The 17,500-nt window shown below is 61.2% G+C and carries 13 protein-coding genes; 8 read left to right on the top strand and 5 right to left on the bottom strand.

Annotated elements, in window-relative coordinates; genetic code table 11:
• Positions 1-16: 16 nt before the first annotated feature.
• Complete coding sequence (locus GOB81_RS06105; RefSeq protein ID WP_173569471.1) at positions 17-232, bottom strand: hypothetical protein; 216 nt, start codon at positions 230-232, stop codon at positions 17-19.
• A 93-nt stretch (positions 233-325) separates the two neighbouring features.
• Here GOB81_RS06105 and aroB point away from each other — a divergent pair, with 93 nt between their 5' ends.
• From aroB to alaS, 4 genes are all read left to right on the top strand, one after another.
• Positions 326-2,131, top strand: a complete 1,806-nt coding sequence (aroB, locus tag GOB81_RS06100) for a 3-dehydroquinate synthase (protein ID WP_173569470.1) — start codon at positions 326-328, stop codon at positions 2,129-2,131.
• 283 nt (positions 2,132-2,414) lie between these two features.
• On the top strand, positions 2,415-3,554 hold the full coding sequence (locus GOB81_RS06095; RefSeq protein WP_173569469.1) for an OmpA family protein: 1,140 nt from the start codon (positions 2,415-2,417) through the stop codon (positions 3,552-3,554).
• A gap of 101 nt (positions 3,555-3,655) precedes the next feature.
• Positions 3,656-4,186 (top strand): GtrA family protein, encoded by a 531-nt coding sequence (locus GOB81_RS06090; RefSeq protein ID WP_173569468.1) that lies wholly within the window; start codon positions 3,656-3,658, stop codon positions 4,184-4,186.
• 131 nt (positions 4,187-4,317) lie between these two features.
• Complete coding sequence (alaS, locus tag GOB81_RS06085) at positions 4,318-6,975, top strand: alanine--tRNA ligase (protein WP_173569467.1); 2,658 nt, start codon at positions 4,318-4,320, stop codon at positions 6,973-6,975.
• 200 nt (positions 6,976-7,175) lie between these two features.
• Here alaS and GOB81_RS06080 read toward each other — a convergent pair whose 3' ends face one another.
• From GOB81_RS06080 to epmA, 3 genes are all read right to left on the bottom strand, one after another.
• Positions 7,176-7,931, bottom strand: a complete 756-nt coding sequence (locus tag GOB81_RS06080; RefSeq protein WP_242010082.1) for a fasciclin domain-containing protein — start codon at positions 7,929-7,931, stop codon at positions 7,176-7,178.
• A 144-nt stretch (positions 7,932-8,075) separates the two neighbouring features.
• Positions 8,076-8,519, bottom strand: coding sequence for a hypothetical protein (locus GOB81_RS06075; RefSeq protein WP_173569466.1), 444 nt, complete (start codon positions 8,517-8,519; stop codon positions 8,076-8,078).
• 82 nt (positions 8,520-8,601) lie between these two features.
• Complete coding sequence (gene epmA / locus GOB81_RS06070) at positions 8,602-9,609, bottom strand: EF-P lysine aminoacylase EpmA (RefSeq protein ID WP_173569541.1); 1,008 nt, start codon at positions 9,607-9,609, stop codon at positions 8,602-8,604.
• A 97-nt stretch (positions 9,610-9,706) separates the two neighbouring features.
• On the opposite strand from epmA, the gene GOB81_RS06065 reads away from it, so the two are divergent.
• Positions 9,707-10,783: a lysine-2,3-aminomutase-like protein gene (locus GOB81_RS06065; RefSeq protein WP_173569465.1), complete on the top strand. Its 1,077-nt coding sequence runs from the start codon at positions 9,707-9,709 to the stop codon at positions 10,781-10,783.
• Positions 10,784-10,833: 50 nt separating this feature from the next.
• Here GOB81_RS06065 and GOB81_RS06060 read toward each other — a convergent pair whose 3' ends face one another.
• Positions 10,834-11,214 carry a hypothetical protein gene (locus GOB81_RS06060; RefSeq protein WP_173569464.1) on the bottom strand — a complete coding sequence of 127 codons (381 nt, stop codon included), beginning with the start codon at positions 11,212-11,214 and terminating at the stop codon, positions 10,834-10,836.
• 194 nt (positions 11,215-11,408) lie between these two features.
• On the opposite strand from GOB81_RS06060, the gene GOB81_RS06055 reads away from it, so the two are divergent.
• From GOB81_RS06055 to GOB81_RS06045, 3 genes are all read left to right on the top strand, one after another.
• Positions 11,409-12,029, top strand: a complete 621-nt coding sequence (locus GOB81_RS06055; protein ID WP_173569463.1) for a DsbA family protein — start codon at positions 11,409-11,411, stop codon at positions 12,027-12,029.
• A gap of 74 nt (positions 12,030-12,103) precedes the next feature.
• The gene (locus GOB81_RS06050; protein WP_173569462.1) at positions 12,104-16,663 is read left to right on the top strand and encodes an AAA family ATPase; all 4,560 of its coding nucleotides are present in this window, start codon (positions 12,104-12,106) and stop codon (positions 16,661-16,663) included.
• Positions 16,656-17,492: a hypothetical protein gene (locus GOB81_RS06045; RefSeq protein WP_242010081.1), complete on the top strand. Its 837-nt coding sequence runs from the start codon at positions 16,656-16,658 to the stop codon at positions 17,490-17,492. Before GOB81_RS06050 ends, GOB81_RS06045 begins: the two co-directional genes overlap by 8 nt.
• The last annotated feature ends 8 nt before the right edge of the window (positions 17,493-17,500 follow it).

The following is a 17,500-nucleotide window of genomic DNA, read 5'->3' as shown; positions in this document are numbered from 1 at the left end:
AACCGCATCGACAGCTTCAGGGGGCCGACGGCGCCGTTACCGGTGCTGTAGCGGCAGGTGGAATGATGGTGGGAGCCGGCGCGGGCTGCACCACCGGAGCCAGAGAGGCAACAGGGATATCCTTATGCACCATCTGCTGCATCGGTGGCGCGGAGGACGTTCCCAGAGCGGCAATTCCGCCAAAAATGACGATGCCTGCGACACAGGCGGCGATAATGACGATTCGGCGCATTCGTGCCTCTATTCTTCCTGCCACGCAGCCATCCGATGCGACTGCGTTCCGAGCATTGCGTGTGTTTGCTCGCTCTATGTTACGATGAAAATCATGTCACGCCCATCCTTCTCAGACCGGAGGCACACGACTCTCCCAGAGCCGGCGCAGCCTCCCCCCACACCGACGTCCGTCCGTGCCCTGCCGCTCAATCTTGACGCGGTGCGCAGCTATACGGGTTTCGGTCCCCTGAGCGGTCGCAGCATCGTGCTGATCGGTCTCATGGGAGCAGGAAAATCTACAATTGGCCGCCGCCTCGCCCAGAGGCTCAGCCTCGGATTCGTGGATGCCGACGCCGAGATCGAGCGTGCCGCCGGGTGTTCCATCAGCGACGTGTTCAGGCTGTACGGTGAAGAGGCGTTTCGTGATGGGGAACGTCGCGTTCTCAAGCGCCTTCTTGATGGGCCTTCTCGTGTGATCGCGACGGGCGGCGGCGCTTTCATGAACGCGGAAACACGGGCGCTGATCCGCGACCGTGCGATCTCGATCTGGCTGCGCTGCCCGCTGCATATTCTGGTGAAGCGCGTCACGGGGCGAACCCACAGACCATTGCTGCACGGCGTGAAGCCCCGGGATATCCTCGAACAGCTGATGGTCGTCCGTCATCCGGTCTACGCCGAGGCCGATATCATCGTGCAATGTGGAGAAGACAACGTGGACAACGCTACCACCCGCGTCATTGAGGCGCTGGCCCTCAACCATCGCCCGCGCCGCCTGCCGGTCAGGCTGGAGCGCGGTTCCTATGAAGTAATCATCGGCAGCGGGCTGGTCGAACGGGCCGGGGCACTTCTCTCCGCCATCCTGCCCCAGAAGCGCGCCATCGTGATTTCAGATGCGCATGTGGCGGAGTTATATCTTCATCCGCTTCTGGAAGCGCTTTCGGATTCCGGTTTCTCAGTCCAGTCGCTCGTGGTGCAGCCGGGCGAGAAATCGAAGTCGCTCGAAGAGTTCCAGCGCCTTACGGACGCCATCCTTGAGCATAAGGTTGAACGGCGGACGGCGATTATCGCGCTCGGTGGCGGTGTTGTTGGGGATCTCGCCGGTTTCGTTGCGGCCAGCACGCTGCGGGGCCTTCCGTTCGTGCAGATGCCGACCACGCTTCTTTCCCAGGTCGACTCCTCCGTCGGTGGCAAGACCGGCATCAACACCAAGTGGGGAAAGAACCTGATCGGTGCTTTCCATCAGCCCGCCGTGGTTCTTGCGGACGTTTCCACGCTTGCAACGCTCCCTCTTCGCGAGATCAAGGCTGGCTATGCCGAAATCGTGAAGTCCGGCCTGATCGGTGACCCTGATCTCTTTGCGTGGTGTGAAAAGCACGGCGAAGACGTTCTCTCGCAGGATCCCAACACCCTGGCCGAAGCGGTGGAGAAGGCCTGCGCCTTCAAGGCAGCGGTGGTGACGGAAGATGAATTCGAGCGGAAAGCTGAAGGCGGTCGCGCACTTCTCAACCTCGGGCACACATTCGGACATGCTCTTGAGGCCGAAATGGGATATGACGGCAGTCTCCTGCATGGAGAGGCTGTCTCAATCGGGCTACGTCTTGCTTTCATGCTCTCGGTGCGCCTCGGCTACTGCCCGCAGGAGGACCTCGACAGGCTGACCGCCCATCTCGACGCCCTGGAGATGCCTTCCCGCATTTCCCAGCTTGGTCGGCCCTTCGCTGCGCGGACTCTTCTTGACCACATGACGCGGGACAAGAAGATGCAGGACGGAAAGCTCACGTTCGTGCTGGTGCGTGGAATCGGTCAGGCCTTTACCTGCCGGGATGTTCAGGCGCAGGCAGTCCATGATGTCCTTGTGGACGATGGATGTGCGCCCGACGCGATGCTGCCAGAAACCAGTCGGGGGACTGACGTCTGAAAGCTTTTCGGTAATTTGCCGACCCCGAAATGAGTGGCCGTTTTGCGCGGTTCCTCCACAGAAGGACCGACGTTAATCATCGTTTTACTGCAATAGTTTGTTCGTGCTCCCGGAATGAACTGTTGCAAATAAAGCACGCTTATGGCGTGTAATCGCCGAAAGCCCCCTCAGATGGGTTCCATTACCGGAACCCATCGTTTTATAGGGCTTTTAGACAGCCTGTAGGGGCAGGGAACCGAACGTCTGGTTTCAGCCCAAACAGTTGAGAAATGAGGACGAAAAAATGCGTCTCCGCACTGCGTTACTCGCAACCACCCTTATGGCGGCAGCCCCTGTGGCTGCTTCCGCCACAACCATCACCGGTCCGTATGTTGATCTCGGTGGCGGTTATGATCTTACGCAGACCCAGCATGCCAATACGGCTGCCAGCGCCATGTCCGGCGGTAGCAACACGATGGGCAACGACACCCACAGCAAGTACCGTCATCAGAACGGCTTCACCGGTTTCGGTGCGTTTGGCTGGGGCTTCGGCAATGGTCTGCGCGTTGAGGTCGAGGGTGTTTATAACTACTCCGAGATCAATCACCGCAACTACACTGGCGTAAGCGGTAAGACCCGCGGCAGCGACCAGTCTTATGGCGGCCTGGTCAACGTTCTGTATGACATCGATCTGAAGCAGTTCGGTATCGATGCGCCAGTTACACCGTTCGTCGGTGTTGGTGCCGGTTATCTCTGGCAGCATTACAACCCGACTGATACCCGCTTCAGCAATGGCAACCGTAGCCGCCTTGGTGGCACGAACGGTGGCTTTGCTTACCAGGGCATCGTCGGTGCGGCTTACGACACGGGCGTTCCGGGTCTGCAGGTCACGACCGAATACCGCATGATCGGCCAGACCTTCACGGATGGGGCTTATCAGTCCACGACGTGGAACCAGTCCGGCGTTCACACAGGTCACGTGAACTTCGATCAGCGCTTCAACCACCAGTTCATCGTGGGTCTGCGCTACGCGTTCGATACGGCTCCGCCGCCGCCGCCGGCTCAGCCCTATGTTGCTCCGCCTGCTCCGACGCCGGCTCGCACATATCTCGTCTTCTTCGACTGGGATAAGTCGAACCTGACGGCTCGTGCTCGCCAGATCGTTGCCGAGGCAGCTCAGGCTTCCACGCACGTCCAGACGACGCGCATTGAAGTCAACGGCTACACCGACAACTCGTCGGCTCGTGGTGGCGCTTCCGGTGCGAAGTACAACATGGGTCTGTCGATCCGTCGTGCGAACAGCGTCAAGGCTGAGCTGATCCGTGACGGCGTCCCGGCTTCCGCTATCGACATTCACGGTTACGGTGAAGAGCATCCGCTGGTTCCGACGGGCGCGAACACACGTGAGCCGCAGAACCGTCGCGTGGAAATCATCCTGCACTGATCCCGGTTTCTGGATCTTTCAGGAAACGCTACGAGAAAGGGTGCCTTTTCAGGCACCCTTTTTTCGTTAAGCCCATTCACACGTCTGGTCGGATTTCTTACATGTCCGAGTTCGCACCACCCCTTTCTCCGCAGACACCTCAAAGCGGCAAGAAAAAATCGCTGCTACGGTTGTTTCGCTTCGGGATGGTCGGAGCGCTGGGCTTCATGTGGGACGCAGGAACCGTTTACGCCCTCCGCGATATTATCGGGCTGAATGCTGCTGTTCTCGCCGCTTATTTTGTTGCCGCCACACTGAACTGGATGGCGAACCGCTTCTGGACGTTTGGCGATGTCGGACGTCATGACCACCCTTTTCTGCAGTGGCTCCGATTTCTGTCCGCCAACAGTCTGGGTTTTCTGCTGAACCGGGGCACTGTTTATCTCCTTTTCTTTTTTATTCCCTTTTGTGTTCATTTCCCGATTATCGCGCTCGCCGCAGGCGCTCTTGCCGGAATGTTCGCCAATTTCAAACTGAGTGAACGCCTTGTATTCCGCGAAAGACCGCCAACATCCGTGATGGATCTTGCTGAAATTTCCACTGGCGTGACTGATGCGGAAATTCCCTGCCCTGCCGACAAGACAGACCCGTGATGGAACGGACGCGTTAGCCATCTTTTCCAGTTGCCTCAGACTGCGCTAGAACCGAGCGAATACCATCCGTTTCCCTTTTACCTGCTGTCCTTTGTCAGCGGGTGACCGCCATCAGGACGTTTCCCCCGACCATGCCAACGACCAACGAAATCCGTTCCGCTTTTCTCGATTACTTTGCGTCCAACGGACATCAGATCGTTCCGTCATCGTCGCTGGTGCCGAGCAACGACCCGACTCTGTTGTTCACCAACGCGGGCATGGTGCAGTTCAAGAACGTTTTCACCGGTCAGGAAACGCGGCCTTATTCTCGGGCGACGACCGCGCAGAAAGTTGTGCGTGCCGGCGGCAAGCACAACGACCTGGACAATGTGGGTTATACCGCGCGCCATCACACCTTCTTCGAGATGATGGGCAATTTCTCCTTTGGCGATTACTTCAAGCCGCAGGCCATTGAACTGGCGTGGAATCTCATTACTCGGGACTTTGCGCTTCCCAAGGACAAGCTGCTTGTCACCGTTTATTCGGAAGACGAGGAAGCCGCCGCTCTGTGGCGGAAGATCGCCGGTCTGCCTGATGACCGTATCATCCGCATTCCCACCTCCGACAATTTCTGGCGCATGGGCGATATAGGACCCTGCGGGCCCTGCTCCGAGATTTTCTACGATCATGGACCGGATGTGTTCGGCGGTCCGCCGGGTTCTCCTGATGAAGACGGGGACCGCTTCGTCGAGATCTGGAACCTGGTGTTCATGCAGTTCTTCGAGGATCCACCGGGAACCCGCACGCCGCTTCCCCGTCCCTCCATCGACACCGGCATGGGGCTGGAGCGCTTCGCCGCCATCATGCAGGGCAAGCGTGACAATTACGACACGGATACGTTCCGCTCACTGATCCTCGCTTCCGCTGATGTGACATCGCAGGACCCGGACGGCCAGTTCAAGGCCAGCCACCGTATTGTGGCTGATCACCTGCGCTCCACAGCGTTTCTGATGGCGGATGGGGTCCTGCCGTCAAAGGACGGTCGTGGGTACGTCCTGCGTCGCATCATGCGCCGCGCCATGCGCCATCTGCACATGATGGGCACTCAGGAGCCGGTCTTCTACAAGCTGCTTCCTGCCCTCATTCAGGAAATGGGTCATGCCTATCCGGAGCTGGGTCAGGCTGAACCGCTCATCCGCGAGACGATGCGTGGCGAGGAAGAGCGGTTCAAAGCCATGCTGGATCGTGGCCTTGCCCTGCTAGAGGAAGAAACGGAGAAACTGGCGCAAGGTGGCGCGCTGCCGGGGGACGTGGCTTTCAAGCTTTATGACACGTTCGGCTTTCCGCTCGATCTGACGCAGGACGCGTTGCGCTCCAGTGGTCATCTTGTAGACGTGCCCGGCTTCGAGGCCGCCATGAAAATCCAGCGCGAGCGTGCCCGAGCAGCATGGACAGGGTCCGGCGACACGGCAGTGGAAACCGTGTGGTTCGAGGCCCGTGACAAGTTCGGTGCCACAGAATTCCTTGGCTATGGCAAGGAGACGGCACAGGCCGAGGTCCAGTTCATCGTGGCCGAAGGCACAAGCGTGGAATCCGCTGGGATCGGTACTGAGGTCGCCATTCTGCTCAATCAAACTCCCTTTTATGGAGAAAGTGGCGGTCAGGTCGGTGACACGGGACAGATCATCGCGCCCGGCCTGCGTGTCGCCATTTCAGACACGCAGAAGAAGCTCGGGGATCTGCTCGTGCATTATGGCACGGTGACAGAAGGCGTCATCAAGATCGGCGCTGCGGTTACGGCTGAAGTTGATCATGCCCGCCGCTCATCCATCCGCGCGCACCACTCGGCCACCCACCTTCTCCATGAGGCATTGCGTCGCCGTCTGGGTGATCATGTCACACAGAAAGGCAGCCTCAACACCCCGGATCGCCTGCGCTTTGATGTGAGTCAGCCGCGCCCGATCACCCGCGAGGAACTGGCCGAGATCGAAGCGGAAGTGAACGCCCGCATCAGGGAAAACACGCCGGTCACGACCCGAATCACGACCCCGGAAGAGGCCTCCAAAGAAGGCGCCATGGCGCTCTTCGGGGAGAAATACGGCGATGAAGTCCGTGTCGTTTCCATGGGTGGCAAGGAAGCCGATGGCACGAAACCGGCCTGGTCGGTTGAGCTTTGTGGCGGCACGCATGTCACTCGTACGGGTGATATCGGCCTGTTCCGCATTTCTTCCGAAAGCGGGGTTTCGGCCGGCGTCCGTCGCATCGAAGCCGTTGCAGGCTCTGCGGCCGAAACGGCTGCCGTGCTGAACGAAGAACGCCTCAATCAGATCGCTGCGATGCTGAAAGTGTCCGCAGTCGAAGCGCCTGAACGGCTGGCGACCCTGCTGGAAGAGCGGAAGACGATGGAGCGTCGGATTTCCGACCTTCAGCGGAAGCTGGCCGCCGGTGGTGCAGACGCGACAAAAGCGGAAACCGTGGCGGGCATATCTTTCGCGGGGCGGAATGTCGGTGACACCCCTGCGAAGGAACTGAAGGGTCTTGCCGAAACCATTGGCAAGCAGATCGGGGTGGGCGTTGTCGCTCTCATCTCGACGGCTGACGGCAAAGGCAGCGTCGTTGTCTACGTCAATCCGGAACTGCCGGAAGCCCTGAACGCGGTTGAGCTTGTGAAGGCCGCGAGTGCAGCGCTTGGTGGCAAAGGTGGTGGCGGCCGACGGGATATGGCGCAGGCTGGCGGTCCGGATGGGAACGCGGCGACAGCAGCTCTCGATGCTGTTCGCGCAGGCATCGTCGCTGCAGTCGGCAAATAATTTTCCTGCATCATGGTTCCGGTGGTCAAAAGCACCGGAACCAGTTCAGGGAAGAGTGATTTCAATTAGAAATCTGGTCTCGAGCCTGAGAGACAGGCTTTGTGCGCCCATAATTTCGGGCATTTCTGGTTACCGAAACTACGTCACCGGATAACAGCCGACGGTTGATAGTGACCCGCCGGCTGTCGGTTCAGATCGGTTCAGGGCTTTGGTGAAACCTTGGAGGGAACTGTCCCAGCGGTGCTCGGCTGCGCGTTGGGCTGAGGAAGCACCGGCGGTAACGCGGACTGCGTGAAATACAGAACACCGTTGGACTGTGGCACGCCCGTCACCCACAGGCGATTGATGACGCCGCTCCGGTTACTGAGTACGATCTGGCCGGATGATGGTTCAATAGAGAAAGTAAGCCGGATACCGGCCAGCGTATTGAGGCTGATGGCATGAGTCGGCACTTTTGCAAGCGCCTTCTGAAGCCGCGGCAATGACCATTTTCCCGGCACGATCGTATAGGCAAGCAGCGCCTTGAGAGCGTTTTTATTAGCCGGGTCCAGCAGACCACCAGTGAACTGGGCCGAATAACGCGCCATCGGCTCGTTCGGAATGGCGAACACGGTATAGGGACCGGCCTGCTGCAGAAGCGCGTAATAGCCGGAAACGTGCAGAGCTTCCGTGTAATTCGCGAGTTCTATGATGGCACTCAGGGACGTGGAGAGAGGTCTGTCGCAGTAGATGGGGGTATCCGGGTCAGGATAGGCCACACGGCTGTCAGGTGCGTCTTTTTCCCCTGCCGGGGCGTAATTCCGTACCCCCGAAACCGTGGGCGCCATGAAGGAGCAGACACTGCCCAGTTTACCGTAGGCGTCCTGTCTGGCGGAACTCTGGCATCCGGCGACGGACAGCACCATCATCACCGCGGCGCCTGCTGTGCCCAACCGCGCCACCTGTCCTGACCGCATCCTGATCTCCCGTCCCGAATCCTTGCGCTGCCTTTGCGGACAGCCATCATGCATATCTAGGGCGACCGGGTTTCACATATGTAAATCCCGGTTCCCTCCGGGATGACTTACCCTTTCCCGCAGCCTTTTGAAATGGCGCGGGAATCAGCAGCCATCACCCCGCATGGTCCAGCCTGTGACAAGGCCGCCGACGAACTCGAAGGTGGTCTGGCAAACGGTGCTGTAATAGCTGGGCGGGAAACCGCCGCCGCCGCCCCAGCCTCCACCCCAGCCGCCGGGACCACCTCCCCAGCCGCCGCCCCAGCCGCCCATGCCCATGCCGCCACCGCCCCAGCCGCCGCCCCAGCCATCCCAACCCCAGCCCCAGCCCATGGAACCGGGGGTGTAGGAGGTCTGGTTATCGATGTAGGCTAGGAAAACATGGCCCTGAGCCTGATAGGTCCGGGTGGGGACGCCAAATGTACGCACCACATCCACTTCGGTCTTGCCAACCAGAGAATCGAGCTGGCGACGCTGCTCTTTGGTGGGTCCGGAGCAGGCCGTCAGAGCCGCCAGCGCCACAACCGGCCAGATACGTTTGTTAATCATGACAATATCCTCAAAACCCCTGCGCGATCTTATGCGCCAGTCGGAGCATCTGTCACCGACATCGTTTCGTTTCGCCATGAAATCAACCTAGCCACAACACATCCGACAAACGGGGAGTTGCTGTGGCCAGCATGACCAGCCGGTCAAATCCGAGAGCAATCCCGGACGTGGGAGGCAGATCAGGTAACGCTTGAAGCAGCCGTTCGTCCATCGGCCAGCCCGGACGGTCGGGGTAAAGTGTCGCACGACGCTGCCGGTCCAGTTCGAAGCGCGTGCGTTGCTCGGCGCTATCGGACAGCTCCTCGAACGCATTGGCGAGTTCAACACCTCCGAGATAAAGCTCGAAACGCAGTGCCACCCGTGGGTCATCTGAGCATGTCCGCGCCAGAGCTGCCTGACTGGCGGGCCAGTGCGTGAGAAAACACGGTCTTTCGCGACCAATTTCGGGCTCGACCCGCTCCAGTAGCAAACGGAAAAAGAGGTCTTCCCACGCCTCGCCTGCTCGCCGCCCACAGCCTGCCTGATGCGCCAGTGCATCCGCATCCCCCTCTGTCGCCAGAACGTCCGCACCGACATATCGCGTAAACGCTTCCGCCACCGTCAGTCGTTCAAACGGACCGTCGAGAGGAATGGCCCTCCCCTCCCGATGGATGACGGGTGGCAGCAGACGACGCACGAAGGTTTCGGTCTCATCCATCAGATCCGAGAGATCGGCACCGGGACGGTACCATTCCAGCATGGTGAATTCCGGAGCATGAAGCGCGCTGCCCTCACCGTTTCGCCAGACCCGGGCCATCTGAAACACTTTTTCTTTCGTCGCGGCGACAATGCGTTTCATCGCAAATTCGGGACTGGTGTGGAGGAACAGCCGCTCGGTTTCGCCTGCCGGTGTCTCGCGTTCGGTCGCGAAGACATGCAGATGAACTTCCTCTCCCGGCGTCGGCACGGCGTAGGGCGTTTCCACCTCCAGATAACCGCGCGCATCGAAAAAGGCCCGGGTAGCCTGAACCATCAGGGCCCGACGACGCAACAACGGCAGTCGCTCCGCAATCCGCGCCGTGTCAGCCTCTCCCGTCCTGTGCCCGCCCATGCTCACGCCTCATTTCCCTATGATCTACCCAGAAGTGCCGCGCTCTTTTCCCACCCGCAAGTTGCTTCCCACGATGCTGAAACAGTAGAAGCCAGTCATGCCTTCCTGCCCCGCCCCTTCACCGGCTTCCTCACGCACGTTGCGCACTCCTCAGGAGCTTCTGGAGGCGGGACTTGTCGATGCCGCCAGCCTGCCAGAAATCGCGAAGGTGGAAGAACGTTATGCTACCGCCATTCCTCCGGCGTTTCGGTCACTGATCGAAAATCCTGACGATCCCATCGGCCGTCAGGTCATTCCCTCACCCGAAGAGCTTATCACGGCATCGCATGAACTGGCGGACCCCATTGGAGACGATGCGCTGTCGCCGGTGCCGGGCATTGTCCATCGCTATGCCGACCGCGCCTTGCTCAAGCCGCTGCTGATCTGTCCGCTTTACTGCCGGTTCTGTTTCCGCCGTGAGCATGTTGGACCCGACGGTGGTCTCCTCGACGAGGCCGCGCTGGAACGGGCCTTTTCGTGGCTGCGCGCGCATCCCGCCATCCGTGAAGTCATCCTCACCGGCGGTGACCCGCTGATGCTGTCCGCACGACGGCTCGACCATATCATGCATGAACTGGCCGCCATTCCACACGTCACGACCCTGCGCATCCACACGCGGGTTCCTGTCGCGGCACCGGAAAAGATTACGGACGAGCTTGTTGCGGCGATGGATTCGGAAAAGGCCGTCTGGCTGGTGGTTCATGCAAATCATGAGCGGGAATTCAGCCCTGAAGCCCGCGCGTCCCTGAAGAAAATTCAGCGCTGTGGCATTCCGGTTCTGGGCCAGTCGGTGCTGTTACGTGGGGTGAACGACAGCGCGCCAGCTCTGGAAGGGCTGTTCCGGGCGATGGTCGAAAATCAGGTGAAACCTTATTATCTGCATCAGCTCGACGCTGCACCGGGCACCGCACGTTTTCATGTGCCGATCGAGGAAGGTCAGGCCTTGCTCGCCAGTCTGCGGGGGCGGGTCACAGGTCTCGCCTGGCCAACCTATGTGCTCGACATTCCGGGGGGGTACGGCAAGGTGCCGCTTGGGCCGGACTATCTCGATCAGCCCCGCGCAACAGTGACTGATCCGAACGGCCAGCGACATGCCATCCAGTCGCCAGACGGGACTATCGCCGCACCCTCATAAAGACGGAAAACGCCGCGTGCCGACCGAAGTCGGGCACGCGGACATCATCTTTACATCTGAGCGCCAGACTGCGCCGGAACCGCCGGGGCACCACTCTGCTGGGGTGCTGATGACGAGTTCATCGTGCCCGGCTGCGTGGAATGCTCGACGTCGTAAGCCGTCGCCTTCTCGGCGTAGGTTCCCTTAGCGCCCGGATGCTCCTTGTCATAAAGCACGGCCTTCGCACGCGCTTCCTTGCGGTATCTGTGGCGCACATACATGCCGGTCACACAGCCGCCGAATGCTCCGAGAACAGCGTGGTGATTGGCAACATGACCACCCACAGCACCCGCCGTTCCATATTTCAGGCAGCCGCCGGGTTCTGCGTGGGCCATGGGTACCGAACCCAGCGTCATCGCTGCGGCCAGAGAAAGAGAGAGTATTTTTTTCATCGAAACGCCATTCCACAGAAGTCAGACCCGGCCTTCGGGCCTGACAGGAGTGTGCCCCAAGATCATGGCAAAAACCAGAACGCTCAAGGAACCTGCTCCGAAACGACGCATCCGGGCTTGACGGTTGCGTGCGGGACCGGTCATGACCGCTGCGACTTTTTCCAGCGTGGCTTAACCTTGCGGAGTTCCTCGTCATGTCGCTTACACGCCGTGCCCTGCTCGCAGCTTCCCTTCCCGCCGCGCTTGCCCCGGCTCTTGCCGGACGCGCCTTCGCGGCTTCGGCCGATCCGCGTCTCGCGCCTCGTGCAATGGGCAATCCGAACGCCAAGGTGATTGTGGAAGAGTGGTTCTCCTTCACCTGCCCGCACTGCGCCCGCTTCGAACTCGACATATTTCCCGAGGTTCGCAAAAAGCTGATCGACACAGGCCGGATTCGCTATGTGTTCTGCGATTTCCCTCTCGACCGCAGCGCCCTGATCGCCGCACAGGTCGCCCGCAGCCTGCCGGAAGAGCGTTACGAGCCTTTTATGACGTCGCTGTTCTCCAACCTTGACCGCTGGGCTTATGGCGAGAACGTCAATCCGGAAGAGCAGCTCCGCAAGATGGCGGGTCTTGCCGGTATGTCTCCTGCCGAGTTCGATACGGCGGTGAACGACACCGCCCTGCAGAATGCCATTCTCGCCGAGCAGCAGCGGGCCGAGACGGAATACAAGATCGACAGCACTCCGACCTTCCGCTTCAACAAGGAAGTCTATCGTCAGGGCGAACTCACCTTCGCCGCTTTCGAGCAGAAAGTCGCGGCTGCCGGCGGATGAAGGCTGTACCGGCCCCTCGTGATCGCGGCGAGGCCGGACGTGTCTGATCACCGGATGTATCCCCTGACCGCCGCATGAGCGCACGCTTCACCCAGCTACGCATCGCAGGCTTCAAGAGCTTCGCGGACCCTGTGGCCGTGGATATCCTCCCAGGCCTGACGGGCATCGTCGGGCCGAACGGATGCGGCAAATCGAATGTCGTGGAAGCCCTGCGATGGGCGATGGGCGAGACGTCAGCGCGCTCCCTGCGCGGCGGCGAGATGGACGATCTCATCTTTGCGGGCACGACCAGCCGCCCTGCCCGCAACCTTGCTGACGTCACCCTTGTTCTCGAAAATGCAAAGGGTCTCGGACCCGGGCCTTTCGCTGAACAGGACGATCTCGAAGTCACACGGCGGGCCGAACGCGGATCAGGCAGCGATTACCGCCTGAACGGCAAGGCCATCCGGGGACGCGATGTGCAGACGCTGTTCGCCGATCTGGCCTCGGGGGCGCGGTCGTCGGCGATGGTCAGTCAGGGGCGCGTCGCCATGCTGGTGGGCGCCCGCCCGGAAGAGCGTCGCACGATTCTGGAAGAAGCCGCCGGGATCACCGGTCTGCACGCCCGTCGTCATGAAGCGGAACTGAAACTCCGCGCCACGGAAGCCAACCTGACCCGCGCCGAAGATCTGCGCACGCAACTTGAAAGCCGACTGGAAGGTCTGACGGGCCAGTCTGAGCAGGCGGCAAAATACCGCGAACTGTCCACCGGTCTGCGAGATGCGGAAATATCCCTCCTCGCTTTGCTCCATGCGAGAGCCCGCCAGCAGGTCGAACGGGCGAAGCAGGCTGTCTATACAGCCCGTCAGGCGCTGATCGCTGCCGAAGAAGCCGCTGAAACGGCTGTCCTGAGCGATTATGAAGCAGACAAGGCGCTCCCAGCCATTCGGGAAACCGCCGAACTCGCCCGCACGGCACTGGAGCGCCAGCGCATTGCCTCGGAAGGCGTGGCGCTGGAAGAGCGACGCGCCGCACAGGCCGCCGAAGCAGTTGCGGAACGTCTGCAGCAGGCCGAGACCGACCATGCCGCCGCACAATCCCGCTTTCAGGACGCCACAGCGAGCCTGAGCCGTTTGCAGGAAGAGAGCGCGGAGATTGAGGCCGCCCTTGGCAGTCTTCCGACCCGACAGGAAGAAGCCGACACTTCCACCGCGCAGTTGCAGGTGGCTCTTGCTGACGCGGGAGAAGCCCTTGAACGCGGCATGGCGGAGGCTTCTGCTGCCCGCAACCGCGCCGAACAGGCTCAGGCAGCCCTTGCGACCGCGAGGACGCGTCATGAAAAACTGGCTCAGTCACAGACTGCGCTGGAAACCGAACTCACGGTTCTTCGCAACCGTCTGCCATCCAATGAGGCCCTCGAAGCCGCTGAAAACGCCGTAAGCGACGCCAGAGCCACCCTCGCCCATTGTCGGGAAACCGTGGAGGCCACGAGTCAGAAGCGGTCTGATGCCCAGCTTGCACTCTCCATCGCCCGCAATGCGGCTGATACGGCACGGAGCCGTCATGGCGAGCGGGAAAAGGCTCTCGCAGCGGCCACTGCGACACTCGCCGGTCTGAAGCGTGACCGTGATGCGTTGCTCACCCGCAAGGAGGAAACGGAACGCGGTCTTGTGCCAGACGAGCGCCGCGCCGCGCTGGCTGCGGCACTCACCGCTGCTGAAACACAGCGCACCGAAGCAGCGGAGGCACTGGAAGCCGCCGAATCCGAACGGGCGGAAGCCGCCGCCGCACTAGTTCAGGCCCGGGGCCGCGCGCAGGAAGACAATGCGATCCGTAGTGCTGCGGCCGAAGCGGTCCGGACCGCAGAAGCCGCCCTGCGCCGTGCCGAGCAGGAAGCCGCGACTTTTTCACGCGAACTGGAAATCGCGGAAAAGAACGCTGTTCCTGACGCCGTTCTCGAACAGGCCCAATCGGATCGCGCACGCGAAGAGCAGCGACTGCACGAAGCTGAAGCGGCTCTTGCGAACGCCGAAGAAACCGCCACGAAAACCACGGCTGACGCAAAAGAGCAGGAGGCCGCTCTCGGAACGCTGCGGGCGGAACTGACCCAACTCCGCGCCCAGATCGACGGACTGGCGCAGGCGCTTGGCGCTGACGATGAAGCCGATGGCGCAAAACCCGCACCCGTCGCCGAACAGCTTGAAATTCCGGACGGACTGGAAATCGCCGTCGCCACGGTGCTGTCGGAGGGGCTGGATGCACCAGATGCCGGGACTGACTCAAGCGCGCCACGGGCATGGTGTGCGCTTGGTCCGCTCGCCTCGGCGCCCGCATTGCCAGATGGAGCGCGAGATCTTTCCTCCCTCCTGACCGCTGTTCCGGAGGTTCTCAACCGCGCTCTCGGTCAGGCCGGGCTGATCGAGTCTGTGGCCGACGGCGAAGCGCTTGTGGAGAGTCTGCGCCCCGGACAGAGCCTTGTGACCCGCGATGGCGCGTTCTGGCGGTGGGATGGGTATCGCATCGCCGCAGGTCAGCCGAGTGCAGCGGCACAGCGCCTCGCCCAGCGTCGTGTCCTGCGCGAAACGCAGGCGCGTCTGGAAGAGCTGGCGGCCGACCTGCCGCTTGCGGAGCAGAAGACGCAGGCCGCATTCAAAGCGCAGGCCGATGCAACGGAAGCCGTGCGGGCTGCCCGCACCATGCGGGGCACGGTCGAAGTCGCCCTCGGCAAAGCGCGGACGATCGAAGCCGAAACCTCCCGCCGCCATGCTTCGGCACGGGCCAGACTGGATGCGGTTCATCCCCAGCAGGAGCGGGCGGCGCAGGCGCTGGAAGCGGCGAAGACCTCCCTCGCCCAGGCCCGTGCCGCTCAGAACGATCTCCCAGACCCCGAGGCGCTGCGTGCTGCTCACGAAACCGCCAAGCTTCGGGACCAGAAGGCGACTCTGGCGGAATCCACGGCTCGCGAGGCGCGCCGCAAGGCCGATACGGCGCTTGAAGCTGCACGCCGGGCGTTACAGGAGACGGAAACCCGGCACGGAAACGCCGAATCCCGTCTTGCCACCATTCTACCGGAACTCGCACGACTCGATGCGGAACGGATCGCCGCCGAGGAAACCGTCACCGCCGCTCATGTGGCTCTTGGTGAGGCCGCCGATCCGGCCGCTGCCACAGCCTCCCTGAAAGACGCCGAGACCACAGTCACCGAAGCCGAAAAGGCAGCCACCACGGCTCGCACCGCTCTTGAGGCTGCCGAGCAGGAGATGCGCCGTGTCGAGGGCGCTCATCGGTCGATGCAGGAGCAGGCTCTGGAGGTTCGCAGCCACCTGTCAGCGATGGAACCACGACTGTCCGCTCTTTCCGAGGAACTGGCAGAAGCCGTCACCATACTGGCCAACGCGGAAGCGACCGCGACTGCTTCCGCATTGGATGGCAGTCAGGCGCAGTCGCTGGAAACGGTGCGTGAAAAGGTGACTTCTCTTCGTGAGGAAGAGCAGGCGACTCGTGAACTGCGCGCAGCACTGGCTGCCGAAGCGACGACGCTTGCTGGTCGCGAAACCGCCCTGAAAGCCTCACTCACGGAATGGACGAGCCGCCAGTCTGCCGCGCAAGAGGAAGTTACAGCGGCAGAACAGCGTCTTGCCACCGTTTCCGAAGAGCATCGGACGGTCGTTGCTCTTCCGGCAGAAGCGCAGCAGCTTCGGGAGCGTACCCTGTCCGCGCTGGCGGAAGCCGAAGAAAAATTCAACGCGGCCAATGCTGCGCGGGAAGCGGGAGAGACACGGCTCCGGGAAGCACAGGAATCCCGGAGGCGCACCGAAGGTGAACTCGCGACCGCACGGGAAAATCTGTTGCGCAGCGAAGGCAAGAGCGAGCAGGCGCGGGCCATTCTCGACCAGCTTCTTGCCGAAACGCCTGACCCACCCACCGCTCCGGTCAGCGACCTCACGGAATCGGCTGAAACCAGTCTCCGCCGCAAGATTTCACGTTTGGCGCGGGAACGTGAGGAACTCGGCCCCGTCAATCTGCGGGCCGATATCGAGGCGCAGGAAGCGGGGCAGAAGATCGAGGTCATCCGGCGCGAGCATGGGGAAATCGAAGCGGCCATTGCCCGTCTGCGCGGCTCCATCGGGGCACTGAACAAGGAAGGCCGCGAGCGCCTGATGGCGGTCTTCACGCAGGTCGATCATCACTTTCAATCCCTGTTCGCCCGGATGTTCGGGGGTGGTCGTGCCCATCTGGGGCTTGTCGGTAGTGATGATCCGTTGCAGGCTGGTCTGGAAATCTATGCCCAGCCTCCCGGGAAAAAGCTTGCGACTCTTTCCCTGCTCTCGGGTGGCGAACAGGCCTTGACCGCCCTATCTCTTATTTTTGCGGTCTTCCGCTGCAATCCGGCGCCGATCTGCGTGCTGGACGAAGTCGATGCTCCCCTTGACGACGCCAATGTCGGCAGGTTCTGTGCCCTTCTGGGCGATATGGTCAATGAAGCAGGAACGCGCTTTCTCGTGGTTACTCACCATCAGCTCACAATGGCCCATATGGACAGGCTTTACGGCGTGACCATGCAGGAACGCGGCGTCAGTCGTGTGCTGTCTGTCGATCTTGAGCGGGCCGCCGCGATGGCGGGTGAAAGGAAAAAGGAAGAGGCCCATGCCTGATCCTTCTCTGAACGGAACTTACGAACGAGGACTTGAGCACGCTGGCCAGACCGGACGGCGTTCAGTGCTCACGCCGCGCTGCCGTCGCAACGGGCTGGTCGCGCTGGCGATCATCGTCGGCGTTGGCGGGGGAATGCTATGGCGTGACTCACATGCCGACGCCCTGCTGACACGCATCCACCACGGTCTGGTCATCTGCGCGAGTGGCAAAGCCGCGACACAGACACTTCCTGTCGCCAATGCGCCGGAAACGAACAGCTTTATTCCTACTGTTCCTTCGCAGGCAGGGAACGCAGATTCCTCCGACCTGCCTTCGATGGTCTCGCTTGCCGTGACGCGCAACACGGCAGGAGAACTGGTCGTCTCCACTGATCGTCCCGTGCTTCTGAGCGATGCCCTTGCGTCATCCCGTAAACGTCATGAACTCGTGATGTTATCCCTACATGACGTTCCCGCAGCGGCGGTTGTGCGATCCATCCGCACGAATCATATGAGAAAACAGGCTGTTCTCATTGCCGACACCACGATTGCCGCGCAGGAAGCGCTCGAAGCTGACAGAGCCATCATCGTGGCGTTTCCGGTGAAATCCGTCGCCGACGAGCGCAAAGCCAAACAGATTGCCGGGCGGCATCCTTACGCGCTTTATCTGCCAGCAAACGCCTCATCCATGCTGTTTCAGGCAGCGCACCGGGAGGCGGATGCCGTCATCGCCAACAGCCCTGACCCGCTGACAAATCGCAAGGCCACACAGCAACTCCTGAATGAGCCGGTCGATATTGTCGTGACCGACTATCCAGATCGTTTTGCCGATATTCTCGACGGCACCTGACGGTCTCG

This window comes from Acetobacter conturbans (genome assembly GCF_011516755.1).
Taxonomy (GTDB): domain Bacteria; phylum Pseudomonadota; class Alphaproteobacteria; order Acetobacterales; family Acetobacteraceae; genus Acetobacter; species Acetobacter conturbans.
The sequence above is the reverse complement of the archived record's forward strand: the minus strand, read 5'-3'. Positions and strand labels throughout refer to the sequence as shown.

Excerpts from the sequence above, each read along its gene's own strand:
- GOB81_RS06105 (WP_173569471.1), bottom strand. The coding sequence starts at position 232 with ATGCGCCGAATCGTCATTATCGCCGCCTGTGTCGCAGGCATCGTCATT.
- aroB (WP_173569470.1), top strand. The coding sequence starts at position 326 with ATGTCACGCCCATCCTTCTCAGACCGGAGGCACACGACTCTCCCAGAG.
- GOB81_RS06095 (WP_173569469.1), top strand. The coding sequence starts at position 2,415 with ATGCGTCTCCGCACTGCGTTACTCGCAACCACCCTTATGGCGGCAGCC.
- GOB81_RS06090 (WP_173569468.1), top strand. The coding sequence starts at position 3,656 with ATGTCCGAGTTCGCACCACCCCTTTCTCCGCAGACACCTCAAAGCGGC.
- alaS (WP_173569467.1), top strand. The coding sequence starts at position 4,318 with ATGCCAACGACCAACGAAATCCGTTCCGCTTTTCTCGATTACTTTGCG.
- GOB81_RS06080 (WP_242010082.1), bottom strand. The coding sequence starts at position 7,931 with ATGCGGTCAGGACAGGTGGCGCGGTTGGGCACAGCAGGCGCCGCGGTG.
- GOB81_RS06075 (WP_173569466.1), bottom strand. The coding sequence starts at position 8,519 with ATGATTAACAAACGTATCTGGCCGGTTGTGGCGCTGGCGGCTCTGACG.
- epmA (WP_173569541.1), bottom strand. The coding sequence starts at position 9,609 with ATGGGCGGGCACAGGACGGGAGAGGCTGACACGGCGCGGATTGCGGAG.
- GOB81_RS06065 (WP_173569465.1), top strand. The coding sequence starts at position 9,707 with ATGCCTTCCTGCCCCGCCCCTTCACCGGCTTCCTCACGCACGTTGCGC.
- GOB81_RS06060 (WP_173569464.1), bottom strand. The coding sequence starts at position 11,214 with ATGAAAAAAATACTCTCTCTTTCTCTGGCCGCAGCGATGACGCTGGGT.
- GOB81_RS06055 (WP_173569463.1), top strand. The coding sequence starts at position 11,409 with ATGTCGCTTACACGCCGTGCCCTGCTCGCAGCTTCCCTTCCCGCCGCG.
- GOB81_RS06050 (WP_173569462.1), top strand. The coding sequence starts at position 12,104 with ATGAGCGCACGCTTCACCCAGCTACGCATCGCAGGCTTCAAGAGCTTC.
- GOB81_RS06045 (WP_242010081.1), top strand. The coding sequence starts at position 16,656 with ATGCCTGATCCTTCTCTGAACGGAACTTACGAACGAGGACTTGAGCAC.